Raw genomic sequence first — 12,868 nt, 5'->3', positions numbered from 1 at the left:
TAGTAAATTATAGAGATTATAATTAGTAAAAAGTTATATAAGGGAAATAAAATGGCATTTAAAGATGAGAAAGCTAGAAAAAGGTTTTTTGCTATCAAAAAGGCAAAAGAAGAAAATCAAGTAGATAAAACTGATGAAAATACCTTACAAGAAGAGCAAAAAAGCTTACGATTTATAGATGAAGATATTTTAAAAGCATACGAAAAAGACCTTGAAGATGCGATTTTAAAGGTTGTAAATAAATATAAATTTAGCGAAAACTTAAGCGCTAAAATGCCAAATTATCACAAAATCACAAAAACCATAATCTACAAAGCAGAAAGTGAAAACGAGAAAAAAGGAAGATTATATGAGCTAAAAATTAAAAAGCATTATGAAGAGCAAGGCTATAAAGTTTTCCCACATGGCTTTGTAAATGGCAAAAATGATGGTGGGATAGATTTGGTTTGTCATAAGGAAAATGAATGTGTATTAATCCAATGCAAAAACCACAAAACCCCAATAGGTCAAGATTTGCTAAGAAAATTTATAGGTGATTGCACTGTTTTTGTCAGCGAAAATGAAAAAATGCTGAAAAATAAAAATATTAAAAATGTTTTTATAAGCTCAAGCACCACAAGAGCAAGTGCCGAGCATTATTTAAACAATTATAAGGATTTAATTGAATACTTAAACATTGAAGAATGAGTCAATGGATATAAAATGAAAGAGATTTATAAAATAAAGTTTGCGTTAAATTATGCGATGATGATTTTAAGTGCTTTGTATCTTTTGTATTATCTAATAAATTTGGCTTTTAATCTCATTTTAGGCGGGGTTTATTTGAGCGTGTTTTTAGATATAAATTTGATTTCTTTGGCGTTGTTTTTGTATTTTAAAATCAAAGCAAATAAATACCAAAAGCTATATCTAACAAAGGATTAAAATGGATAAAACTATTAAATTACCAATATTTGGAGTAGGACCTATTTATGTTATAACTTGCCTTTTGCTTACGATTTTTGGACTTTGTTTGGATTATTTTGGTTTTTTGGGTTTTGCAAAATTGCCAAAAGCAAGGATTTTTATGTCTATTTTGGGTAGTATTTTTATAATTGGTGGCGTTATTTTATGGGTAAAATCCGTTATATTTTCAAAGATTAGCGAAAAAATCAAATCAGGACTTTTAGTTACAGACGGAGTTTATAGCATAGTAAGAAACCCGATATATTCGGCTTTTTTGTTTATTTTCACTGGGGCTTTGCTATTTGCTTATAATTTATGTTTATTGGTTTTACCTTTTATTTTCTGGGCTTTTCTTACGATTTTATTAAAAAACACGGAAGAAAAATGGCTACAAGAAAAGTTTGACGACAGCTACACGCAGTATTGCAAAAAAGTAAATAGAATAATCCCATGGTTTAAAAGATAAATTACGGATTTAAATTCCACTAAAATACACGAAATAAATTCTAAAAAGTTTAATATAATTTATTTAAACGCTAGAATTTATTTTGTAATTTATTGTTATGATTTATCCTTTTTATATTAATTTCTTTTCCAAGTTTTACCAAGCGAAGTAAAACCAACAAGTAATAAAAGATATAAAATACAATAAGTCAAAGAAAGCTGAATATCAATATATAAAGATTTAAACAATTTATAATAATCATCATCTCTATCTTTTTCTGGCACTTCATTAGCAAATACGAGAACTTTATATTTATTTTTAAAAATATACGTTTGATAATCATTTATATGCTTCGGTGGTTTAATAAAAAAATCTCTTACAGCGTTGTAAACTTTGTTGATGCTGTCATCTTGTTTACCTTTCTTTGAAAAAGCCTTATCTATAATATTTGTTAGTTTATCTTGCTTTATTTCATTTAAAGCTTCTTGTGTATATTTTGGCAAAAAGTCTAATTTAAAAATATTTATTATTGGATTAGGATTTATAGCTAATAAAAATGCTGCAGCTATATAAATAAAATAAATATTCTTTTTAAATCTTGATATTACTAGATAAATAATTGATAAAATAACAAATAAAGTTAATAGAAATAAAGGAAAATAAAATATATTAATTATAGAGTAAAATACAATAATCACTAGTATAATGAATGTAAAAGTTTTATTTTCGTTGATTTTTAATTTTTTGTTTGTTATAAATAAGAATGCGATAAGCAATATTAAACACCCTAAGCTACTCAATAATAAGTTATTAATATACATTAAACCATTGGCAATATCAAAATTAATAAAAATATATGCAAGTAAATTTAAAATCCCAAAAACAATTATTAAACCAACTATCGCATTTAAATTCTTAACAAAGTTGGTGTTAAAATCACTTAAAAATTCATCAATGTAATTTTTTGAGTTTAAAACAACAAGTCCCCAAATTTGAATATTTTTAAGTATCCCCTTATTTTTATCTTCTTTTTTAATCTCTTTAGCTTCTATAATTTGAGCTTTTATATCATTTTCACTCATAATACATTTAATTAATTTAACAGCTTTATGAATTTTATTAACATAAAAACTATCATTACAAGCTTTAGCTATATTATCTAGTTTTATTATTGTGCGATATAGTTCTTCTTGTGTTATTTGGTTGTTATTTATTAGCGTAAGCATATCATCTTTAGTGTAGTTTAAAATACTATTAAAATCTATAATAGCCAATTCAGGCTTTAAAAAAGTTGTTTTATCTAAATTAATGCAACCTTTTATATTTGAATTTGTTAGAATAAAATCTTGTTCTATCCTAGAGTTTTTCAAGGTAAAATTATTGATATTACATTCATCTATTTCTAATTTATTTTTAACATTTATATTATAAACATCAAAATTATTAATATTTTTTGAATTTATCAATGACAATTCACTATCTATACAGCATTCATTTGCTATAAATTCTCCTTTAAAATCATTGATTTTAATAGTATTAAAATTACTTTGTGTTATTGCTAAGCTTTTTATATTTATATTATCAAAACTAACATTACTTTTAAATTCGCATTGTGTTAGAAGTAATGTAAAGTCATTATCATTTGGGATAATATCACTAAAATTAGTTTCATTTTCATATTCGATTCCTATTAAACCTAAGTATTTTTTAGTCTTAATAATGTCTTTATATTCTAATAAATCAACCCCATTTAAAGAGTATTGCAAAATAATTTTCTCACTTGTTTGAGATACTAATTCAAATTTCATTTTATTCCTTAAATCGTATAATTTTTGTAAATATTAGCCAAATTAAAGAATTTCGTATGTTTATTAGTTTTAAAGTCTTAAATATACGAAATTTGTTTTTTGATATGTTAAAATGGCTTAAATTATATAAGGATACATAATGCAAACAAATGAAATTCCGAATTTAAATTCCGATACAAAAACACTTGAAACTAACAGCACCGAAGCAACACAAACCGACCCAACTCAACAAACCGACACCACCCAAAACCCACAAGAGCCCAAAACCACCACCGCCCAGATAAACGCCAAACTCTGGGACGCGTGCAACACCTTCCGTGGGCTAATGGACGGCAGTGATTACAAAGACTACATTCTCACCATGCTATTTATCAAATACCTAAGCGACACCTACACCGAAAAGACTACCTTGCTAAAAGCCAAAAGCTGTGGCATCGACTCAGTCTATAAAGCCCTACTAAATCAACTAGATTTCAAGCTTGAAGCTCATTCAACATTCGCCTACCTACAAGAGCACAAAAACGCCACCAACCTAGGCGAGCTAATCAACACCGCCCTAAGCAGCCTAGAAACGTTAAACAAAGAAAAGCTAGAAGGCATATTCACCCACATAGATTTTAATAACCCTTCCAAGCTAGGCGACACCCAGCAAAGAAACACCACCCTAAAACAGCTCATAAACGACTTTTCAAGCCTTGATTTACGCCCAAGCCGCCTAGAAAACAAAGACATCATAGGCGACGCATACGAGTATCTAATCGCAAAATTCGCAAGCGATTCAGGCAAAAAGGGCGGCGAGTTTTACACCCCTAGCATGGTGAGCGTCCTACTTGCCGAGCTAGTCGGCATCAAAGACGGCGAAGAGATATACGACCCTACTTGTGGTTCAGGCTCACTTTTGCTAAAAGCAAGCCAAAAAGGCACAAACAACTTCATCTACGGACAAGAAAAAAACGCCCAAACCTACGCCCTATGTGTTATGAATATGTTCTTACACAATATCCCAAACCCTAAGATAAAGTGGGGCGACACACTCACAAATCCACTTCACCTAGATGCTAACGGCGATTTAAGACGCTTTAGCAAAATAGTCGCAAACCCACCTTTTAGCCTTGATAAATGGGGCTACGATGAGCTAAAGGAAGATAGATTTTCAAGGTTTAACTACGGTATGCCACCTAAAAGCAAGGGCGATTATGCCTTTTTACTCCACATGATAAAGTCTTTAAAAAACGGCGGAACTTTAGGCGTAGTAATGCCCCACGGAGTGCTTTTTCGTGGCTCTAGCGAGGGCAAAATAAGAGCAAGTCTTATAAAACAAGGCTACCTAAAAGCCATCATCGGACTTCCTAGCAACCTTTTTTATGGCACGAGCATACCGGCTTGTATAATGATTTTTAGCAAGGAGCAAAACGAAAAAGTGATTTTCATAGACGCAAGCTCTTGCTATGAAAAAGGCAAAAACCAAAACACCCTAAAAGACATTGACAAAATCCTAAAAGCCTACCACGGAAACACCGACATAAACGGCTTTTGCAAAATAGTAAGCCTTGATGAGATAGAGCAAAACGACTTCAACCTAAACATACCAAGATATGTAGCAGCAGAAGATGAAACCTTGCAAATTGACTACGCCGAACTAAAAGAGCAAATAAACAGCCTAAACGCCAAACTAGAACTCTCAAACGCCAAATTACAAGGCTACCTAAAGGAGCTGGGATTATGATTACACAAGCATATTTAGAATTTGTAAAAAAACTACTAGAAATAGATAAAAGTGATAAAATTTTAGAGCTATATAAATATTATCTAAATAAATACGATGATTTTAAAAGATATTCATTTATAGTTGGCACAAACGATAAAACAGGTGCCGTAGATAATCCATTAATAAGAAAGTATAGGCACGAGCCAAACCAAGATACGCTTTATTCTATAAAAAATGGTTTGAAGGAAACTAGTCAAACAATGGATTTATTTACCATAGACATACTAAATTCATATAAATATTTTATGGTTTTAAGAAGTGATTTTAAGGAACAGTTTAGAACTTCTTTAAATATAACATTAGATGCTAATGTAGTTTCTTTTATTGCAAAATTTATTGAAAATAACGAAATTGATACAAATGTTTTCAGAAGCAAAGATGATTTATTGTTTTTTGAGCCATTTATTCAAGATATATTTAAGGATAGAATTGATGACGTTAATATCTTTTGCTATATTGCAGAGATATTATCACATAAGCAATATGATTCTGATTTAAAAACAGATAAATTATATTCCAATATAGAGAACTTATGTAAGTTTAAAAGTTTAGATTTAGAGTATTTTAACCAAACAGGCATTTTAAAATATGATGTAAAGAATTTCAAAAATATGTATGGATTTTTTAGAAACAACCTAAATAATTTTGAGATAAATATTGGATTTAATTACATATATTTTTATTTTATTTTGGCAATAATTTCTAAAAATAGCAAAGATTTTGATATAAAAAAATCAATTAAACATATATTTGATTATATGCAAGAAAATGGAACTAATTTCTCTGAGTTATTAGAATTTATTTTAGATTATTTTGAACATGGTTCAAATGGGTTTATGAATATAAATGAGAGACTAAAAAAAATTAATTACGAAGAAGCTGTTAAAGACATTAAAAATATGTGCTGGGATATCACCTATTATTACTCTATGAGAGAAGTTCTTAATTTAAATAACTCACATGTTAAAGAAGATTTTATTTTTCCAATATATATAACAAAAGATAAAAAATTTACACAAAATTATATTGCTTTATTTAAAAATAAAATTATTGTGTATAAAGATAATAAATTTATAGGTATTGCAAGACAAGAGAGTGAACTTACAAAAAGGCTTATGGATTATATAGGTAATCCTACTAAAGACTTTCAAAGAGAAAAGATTTCAGATTTGCAAGAATATAAAGATAAATCTGAAAAATTAGCACAGCAAGCAAATAATTTATTAAAAAAAATTTTTACAAAATAGGAATTAAAATGAATGATTTGCAGACAATTTTATACCATATAAAAGATAGTGATTTTCAAATCAGCGTAGTGATAAAAGATGAAACAATATGGGCTACTCAAAAAGCCATAGCAGAGTTGTTTGGAGTAAATCCACCAGCTATTAGCAAGCATTTTAAAAACATCTTTGAAAGTAACGAACTAGATGAAAAAGTGGTTATTTCCAAAATGGAAACAACCACAAAACACGGAGCCATAAGCGACAAAACCCAAACAAAGCTAACTAATTTTTATAATCTCGATGCGATTATTAGCGTTGGTTATAGAATAAATTCTGTAAGAGCCACTCAATTTAGGATTTGGGCTAACAATGTTTTAAAATCATACATCATAAAAGGCTTTGCGATAAACGAAGAGCAATTAAAACAATCAAACCAAATATTTGGCAAAGATTATTTCAAAGAACTATTAGACACTATACGCTCAATTAGAGCTAGCGAGCGTCGTATTTGGCAGCAGATTACTGATATTTTTGCAGAATGTAGTATCGATTATGATAAAAACGCAGAAATCACAAAATACTTTTACGCCTTAGTGCAAAACAAATTCCACTATGCTATCACAGGACAAACAGCAGCAGAGATTATCTATAACAAAGCAGATAGCACCAAAGAGTATATGGGACTAAGCACTTGGAAAAACGCTCCAAATGGTAGAATTTTAAAGCTAGATACCAAAGTAGCCAAAAACTATCTAAGCGAAAAAGAGATAAAACAACTAGAAAGAGCAGTGAGCGGGTATTTTGACTATATTGAAGATTTGGTAGAAAGGGAAAATACTTTTACTATGGAAGATTTTGTAGCTAGTATAGATGAGTTTTTAAACTTTAGAAAATATAAGATTTTAAAAGACAATGGCAAAATCTCTCATCAAACAGCCATACAAAAAGCACAAACCGAATACGATATATTCAATAAAACTCAAAAAATCCAATCAGATTTTGATAAAAGCATAGCAAAACTTACAAGGAAAAAATCATGAGTATGCCAAAGGGCTGGGAAGAAGTAAGGCTGGGGGATATTATTTCAATTAAATCTGAAAAATATACACCAAATAAAAATGAAGTTAAAAAATGTATTGAATTAGAACATTTAGAGCAAAACACAGGAATATTGCTTGAATACACAAATTCAAATTTACAAAAAAGCACTAAGAATGTATTTAAAAAAGGACAAGTTTTATTTGGCAAATTAAGACCTTATTTAAAAAAATACTACCTAGCAGAATTTGACGGCGTTTGCTCTAGTGAAATTTGGGTTATGAGTGGCAATAATGTTTTAAATAATTTTTTGTTTTATTTAGTTCAAAGTGATGATTTTATGAATGCAGCTAATATTTCTTGTGGAACTAAAATGCCTAGAGCTGACTGGAAATATATGCAAGAAATAACAATAAAACTCCCACCACTAAAAGAGCAAGAAAAAATCGCCGAGATTTTAAGTAGTTGCGATGAGCATATAAAAAATCTAAAGAATTTAAAATCGGAATTAGAAAAAGAAAAACTCCACCTAATGAACGAGCTACTAAGTGGCAAGACCCGTTTTGCCAACTTCACCACCCCTTGGCAAGAAGTCAAACTCGCCGACATTTGCGAATACAAAAATGGTGGAGCTTTTGAAAAATTTGTGGTAGAAAATGGCAAAAAATATCTTATTACGCTAGATAGCATTAGCATTGATGGAAAGCTCAAAAAAGAGCATAAGATGATTGATAATATAGAATGCGAGTGCCTAAAAAAGAATGATATTGTAATGATTTTAAGCGATGTGGCACACGGGTATTTTTTAGGACTAACGGGGATAATACCTTGCGATGATTTGTATGTTTTAAATCAGCGAGTAGGGCTATTAAGACCAAATGAAAATATAGATTCTTATTTTTTATCTAGTTATATAAATAACAATCAACATTATTTTAAAATTCAAGGTCAAGGCTCATCTCAACAAAATCTCGCTAAAGGTTCAATCATTAATTTTAAAATAAAACTTCCAAGCCTAGAAGAGCAGAAGAATATAGGGGAAGTCTTAAGTGCGTGTGATGAGCGTTTGGAGTGTCTAAACGAGCTAATAACAGCAGAGACCACTCTCAAATCCCACCTCCTCACCGAACTCCTCACCGGCAAAATAAGGGTAAAGATTTAAGTATGTATGATTAAAGATTAAAGGAAAGCAATGGATAAAGAAGAAAAAGGAAAAATAATTGTTGAATTTAATAAGGTTGCATTCAATTTAAGAAAAAATAGTCCTGCAAAAAGAATTATGAAGGCAAAAATATACGATGAAAAAAAGATTGAACAAAATATAAAAAATTTATTTGTGGTTGAAAACAGCTTGCTATGTAAAATTACATATAGTGTTTTAAATGTTATAGATAAAATTTCATTTCAAGGAAATGAAGAAAAAACAACTATTGATAGTATTTGTGGCAAGCACTTGAATTTTTCATTTAATGAAATAGTATTTGAAAATATTGTTTTTAATCTTAGTAAATTTGATTGTGAAGATTTGTTTAAATTATTTTTAAAATCAAGTGAGCTAAATATCAGCTTTAAAAATTGTGTATTTAATTCAAGTGATATTCAGAGAGTTTATGATATTAAATTTAAAAAATTATATTTTGATAATTGTGAATTTAATGATAAATTATCTTTTGATACTTGTGTATTTGATATACAATTTTTTATATCAAATTCAAGAGTTAGTGATAAATTTAAAAATTCTAATAATGAATTTGTTGTTTTTAATAATTGTATGTTTAATTATATACCAGAGATAAAAATAAGGAAATCTCAAAACTATGAATTATTATTCAAAAAACCAACTTTTAACAAGAAAATAAGCTTTAGCAATAATGTTTTTGACAATAAATATAAACAGGTAAAATTTGAAAATGCTATTTTTAAAGATATAGAGTTTAATTTTGAATATGGTAAAAATACTTTTGAACAAGATATATTATTTGTAGGGTCTAAATTTGAAAATATCGCTTTTTGTGGGATAGAAATCAAATCTAGTATAAATTTTGATACATGCACATTTAACAAAGAATTTGAATATGATGATAAATTATTTCATCAAGATAAGGTTAGTTTCAATAATTCTACCTTCAATGATAGTTTTGTGGTAAGAAGCAATAGTAAAGAAATAAATAGAGAGTTATCTTTTAAAAATGTAAAATTTAACAAGGACTTTAAGTTAGATAATTTAAAAATCAATAAAAATATTATATTTACAGAGGCAGAATTTAATGGTAATTTGTATATCAATAATTGTGAGATACTTGAAAATATAGTTTTTACATCTTCTAAATTTAAGCAAAATCTTGATTTTGCTAATTCAACATTTAAAAATTTTGTAGATTTGGATAAAGTAGAAATAGGCAATGTGGTTAATTTCAATAGCACTATTTTTCAAAATACCCCCATTTTGAGCCTAACTCACATGCAACGAGATACGATTGTGGATATAACATTCATGCAAATTATACACTCTAGCATAGAAGATATGGAAAAAAGTATTCCAAATTATTTAAAGCTAAAAAAACAAAATATTGATAATAAAGATAAATTAGAAGTTATTGTAAATTTAAGAGAAACATATAGGATATTTAAAGATATTTTAATAAATAAGCACAATACAATAGATGCTTCTAGATACAAAAATATTGAACTATATTTGAAAGAATTGGAATATAAATATCAAGATAAAGTATTAGATGAAGATAAAAATAATAAGTTTGGAAAACTTAGCATGAGAGAACAACTAGACTGGATTTTATTGAAACTAAATAGGATTGTAAGCGACCATCATTCTGATTTATTTCAAATAATTATTTTTACTTTAAGTATGGTTGGTGGATATGTTTTGATTGATTATATTTTTTTTGAAAGAAAAGAAATTATTGATTTTATTAATCAGCAAACAGAATACCTAAAAGTTTTCTTTTTCTTCTCTGTTTTAATTGCTATGATTTTTGCATTGTTTTTTATATTTTATTATTTTTTAGAACCTAGAAAATCTAAATTATTCATAATTTGTAAATATATAATGCATTTTATAGTTATTTTAATTGTAATAAATATTGTAATTCGCGAAGATGATGGTGTAATATATGCTGTTATGTCTTATGTATTTATTTTTAACGTTGTAGTAAATAAAACAGCAAGATATATTTTAATGGTGTTTGGTTTGTCTTACATATCTTATTTGCTTTTTAAACATGGTTACTTTTTATCTGTTGCTTATATTGTTGCGAATGAACAGCTGGGTAAGTTTAAATATTTTTTAATAATTGTGTGTCCAAGTTTGTTGTTTATTGCTTATATTTTTTTTGTTGTGCTGTTTTATAAAATAAAGGAATTGTTGGTATTTTTTGCTTTGATTGGTATTGTTGGAATATATTACAGCCCTAGCATAATAACCCCATTTTTAGGGGCGTTTTCAGAAGATACGAGAAATCATTATCTATATAAAGCCATAGATGAGTTAGATGATAAAAAGGCATTAGAACTAGCTAGAATAATACTTCCAAATGACAAAGACTTAAAAGAATTTGAACCTAATAAAACCATTTTGAGCAAAAACGCCAAACTAGAACAAATCAGTATTTTTGATAAAACAGATTTAAGCGTTAATTTTATCTACGAGCAATCAAACCAAGATAAAAACAAGCAAAGCGTTTATAAAGCCAAAAAGACCCTAAAAGACTACAAAGACGAGCTAAAATCATCAAAGTTATTAGAAAAAAGCCCAGAGTTAAAACGAGCCGTAGCGATAGATGGTGGGGTCTCAAGGCTTAATATAGCTTATTATTTAGTTCTTGCGTTTTGTATATTTGCCTTGCAAAAAACAATGCGTAAAAACTCAATAATTCCAAGTTAAAACCAATTTTCGTTTGTTTGTTTAAACTTGCCAAACAAACGAAATTCCGAATTCAAATTCCAAATACGAAAATAAATTCCAAAGCCAAACAAGTGACATTTGGGGATTTGTAGAATTTATTTCGTGTATTTTTACCATAAAATTAAAGCTTCAAACATACGAAATTTACTTCAATAAAAAAAGGAATTTAAAATAGGAATTTCGTTTGTTTTGGATTAGATTGATACAATATGATTATTTTATAAATACATAATAAAGGTTATTGTATGGATTGGCAGCAGTATTTTCCAACTTATAAATTTAATAATAAAGAAAATAGAGATATCGCATTAGAAGAATATAAATTTTGTTGTAAAACATTAGAAAGTGAAGAAAAATTATTTGATAGTTTTCTTAGGTATATTACTTTAGTTTGTAGTGGGATTGTTTCTTTGTTAGCTTTTTTAAAATCAGATTTTATAAAGTTTAATATAGAAAAAGATTTGGTTTTTATAGTTGGTTTTATTTTCTTTTTAAGTAGTGTTTTTTTTATTATTACTACTTTAAATTTTGCTACTAAACAAAAAAATATTGTATTTGCTAAAAGAAAAATTATAATCTTAAGAAGAATGCTTGGAATGAATTATGGTTCTCAGGAGTTTTTGTTTAAAAAGGGCATGTTAGAAGGTGCTAATATGCCTTTTAGTATTAAGTTAAGATATAGTTACTTGTATTTTATAATACCGTGTTTGTATGCTAGTATGTCATTTTTTATGTTGCATTGGATAGGGGTTAATTTATGCTATTCTGTTTTAGTATTTTTGACTTTATATACAATATTAAATGTTATATATATTTTTTCAATTCTTGATATTAATGAAACTAAAAAGTTTGTTGTTTTGAAAGCTATTGCATTTATTTTAGATATTAAATTGGTTGATAATTTTGAACATGTTTTATATCGTGCAAAATTAGCTCAGTTTGAGTTTCATAGGCTAAAGATTGATTTAAAATATATAAAAGATATATTAATAGCTATTGAAGATAAAAATTTTAGGTCTCACAAGGGTATAGATATTAAGGCTATATCAAGAGCTATGCTAAGTCAATTAAAAAAAATACCTTTGATAAAGCATATTAAATATATAAATAAATTCCCATATTCTGGTGGCTCCACGATTACACAGCAATTATTTAGAACTCTTTTTATAGAAAATATTGCAGATAAAAAAATTAGAAGAAAAATTGTAGAAATTTTATTTAGTAGGTTTTGGTTGAATGAAATTTTAAAAAAAGATGAACAGCTTGAAATATATTTAGCAGCAGTAAGATTTGATAAAAATATTTTTGGGGCTATTAAGGCATATAATTATTTTTTTGATAATAATAAAATTAATTTTAATAAAGCAAAGAGTTTTATTTTAATTGAAAGAGTTTCGGTAACAAGTGGGTGTTTATTGCCAAAAGTAATAGATTTGATAGATAATTTGCTAAAGAATAATATTTTAACAAAAGAAGATTGTGAGCAAATATTGTGTTTATATAAACAAAATGTTGAGAAAGGTAAGATACAAAAATGCTATAAAAATATAGATAATATGGAAAGATTAAATGTATGGTTTGATAGCTTAAATGATTGAAATTTTAAATTTGTTAGTATTTTTTATTTAAAAAAATACACAAAATAAATTCCGAATTCAAATTCCACAAAAATACACGGATTAAATTCCCGCTACGCAAGGGTTTTTGCATTTAGCC

Annotated in this window: 10 protein-coding genes; 9 read left to right on the top strand and 1 reads right to left on the bottom strand. The window is 27.6% G+C overall.

The window, feature by feature from the left end; translation table 11 throughout:
- The first annotated feature begins 51 nt into the window (after window positions 1-51).
- Genes AVANS14531_RS07875 through AVANS14531_RS07865 form a run of 3 tightly spaced genes read left to right on the top strand, consistent with a single transcriptional unit; the run spans window position 52 to window position 1,411 of the window.
- On the top strand, window positions 52-687 hold the full coding sequence (locus tag AVANS14531_RS07875; RefSeq protein WP_336611973.1) for a restriction endonuclease: 636 nt from the start codon (window positions 52-54) through the stop codon (window positions 685-687).
- Between the two features lie 15 nt (window positions 688-702).
- Window positions 703-924, top strand: a complete 222-nt coding sequence (locus tag AVANS14531_RS07870) for a hypothetical protein (protein WP_239817694.1) — start codon at window positions 703-705, stop codon at window positions 922-924.
- 1 nt (window position 925) lies between these two features.
- A complete protein-coding gene (locus AVANS14531_RS07865) occupies window positions 926-1,411 on the top strand; it encodes a methyltransferase family protein (RefSeq protein ID WP_336611972.1) in 486 nt (161 codons plus the stop codon).
- A gap of 116 nt (window positions 1,412-1,527) precedes the next feature.
- Here the strand turns inward: AVANS14531_RS07865 and AVANS14531_RS07860 are convergent, their stop codons facing one another.
- Window positions 1,528-3,198 (bottom strand): hypothetical protein, encoded by a 1,671-nt coding sequence (locus AVANS14531_RS07860; RefSeq protein WP_336611971.1) that lies wholly within the window; start codon window positions 3,196-3,198, stop codon window positions 1,528-1,530.
- A gap of 139 nt (window positions 3,199-3,337) precedes the next feature.
- Here AVANS14531_RS07860 and AVANS14531_RS07855 point away from each other — a divergent pair, with 139 nt between their 5' ends.
- The 6 genes from AVANS14531_RS07855 (at window position 3,338) to AVANS14531_RS07830 (ending at window position 12,750) form a co-directional block, all read left to right on the top strand.
- Window positions 3,338-4,924, top strand: coding sequence for a type I restriction-modification system subunit M (locus tag AVANS14531_RS07855; RefSeq protein ID WP_336611970.1), 1,587 nt, complete (start codon window positions 3,338-3,340; stop codon window positions 4,922-4,924).
- On the top strand, window positions 4,921-6,213 hold the full coding sequence (locus AVANS14531_RS07850; protein WP_336611969.1) for a hypothetical protein: 1,293 nt from the start codon (window positions 4,921-4,923) through the stop codon (window positions 6,211-6,213). The genes AVANS14531_RS07855 and AVANS14531_RS07850 overlap by 4 nt, the downstream gene beginning before the upstream one ends.
- 8 nt (window positions 6,214-6,221) lie before the next feature.
- Window positions 6,222-7,232 carry a virulence RhuM family protein gene (locus AVANS14531_RS07845; protein WP_336611968.1) on the top strand — a complete coding sequence of 337 codons (1,011 nt, stop codon included), beginning with the start codon at window positions 6,222-6,224 and terminating at the stop codon, window positions 7,230-7,232.
- On the top strand, window positions 7,229-8,392 hold the full coding sequence (locus AVANS14531_RS07840) for a restriction endonuclease subunit S (protein WP_336611967.1): 1,164 nt from the start codon (window positions 7,229-7,231) through the stop codon (window positions 8,390-8,392). The genes AVANS14531_RS07845 and AVANS14531_RS07840 overlap by 4 nt, the downstream gene beginning before the upstream one ends.
- Window positions 8,393-8,422: 30 nt before the next feature.
- A complete protein-coding gene (locus AVANS14531_RS07835) occupies window positions 8,423-11,131 on the top strand; it encodes a hypothetical protein (RefSeq protein ID WP_336611966.1) in 2,709 nt (902 codons plus the stop codon).
- A 266-nt stretch (window positions 11,132-11,397) separates the two neighbouring features.
- Complete coding sequence (locus tag AVANS14531_RS07830; RefSeq protein WP_336611965.1) at window positions 11,398-12,750, top strand: biosynthetic peptidoglycan transglycosylase; 1,353 nt, start codon at window positions 11,398-11,400, stop codon at window positions 12,748-12,750.
- The last annotated feature ends 118 nt before the right edge of the window (window positions 12,751-12,868 follow it).

This window comes from Campylobacter sp. Cr9, from assembly GCF_020138295.1.
Taxonomy (GTDB): domain Bacteria; phylum Campylobacterota; class Campylobacteria; order Campylobacterales; family Campylobacteraceae; genus Campylobacter_E.
Note: the sequence above shows the minus strand (reverse complement) of the source record. Positions and strands in the feature narration are given on the sequence as shown.

Excerpts from the sequence above, each read along its gene's own strand:
- AVANS14531_RS07875 (WP_336611973.1), top strand. The coding sequence starts at position 52 with ATGGCATTTAAAGATGAGAAAGCTAGAAAAAGGTTTTTTGCTATCAAA.
- AVANS14531_RS07870 (WP_239817694.1), top strand. The coding sequence starts at position 703 with ATGAAAGAGATTTATAAAATAAAGTTTGCGTTAAATTATGCGATGATG.
- AVANS14531_RS07865 (WP_336611972.1), top strand. The coding sequence starts at position 926 with ATGGATAAAACTATTAAATTACCAATATTTGGAGTAGGACCTATTTAT.
- AVANS14531_RS07860 (WP_336611971.1), bottom strand. The coding sequence starts at position 3,198 with ATGAAATTTGAATTAGTATCTCAAACAAGTGAGAAAATTATTTTGCAA.
- AVANS14531_RS07855 (WP_336611970.1), top strand. The coding sequence starts at position 3,338 with ATGCAAACAAATGAAATTCCGAATTTAAATTCCGATACAAAAACACTT.
- AVANS14531_RS07850 (WP_336611969.1), top strand. The coding sequence starts at position 4,921 with ATGATTACACAAGCATATTTAGAATTTGTAAAAAAACTACTAGAAATA.
- AVANS14531_RS07845 (WP_336611968.1), top strand. The coding sequence starts at position 6,222 with ATGAATGATTTGCAGACAATTTTATACCATATAAAAGATAGTGATTTT.
- AVANS14531_RS07840 (WP_336611967.1), top strand. The coding sequence starts at position 7,229 with ATGAGTATGCCAAAGGGCTGGGAAGAAGTAAGGCTGGGGGATATTATT.
- AVANS14531_RS07835 (WP_336611966.1), top strand. The coding sequence starts at position 8,423 with ATGGATAAAGAAGAAAAAGGAAAAATAATTGTTGAATTTAATAAGGTT.
- AVANS14531_RS07830 (WP_336611965.1), top strand. The coding sequence starts at position 11,398 with ATGGATTGGCAGCAGTATTTTCCAACTTATAAATTTAATAATAAAGAA.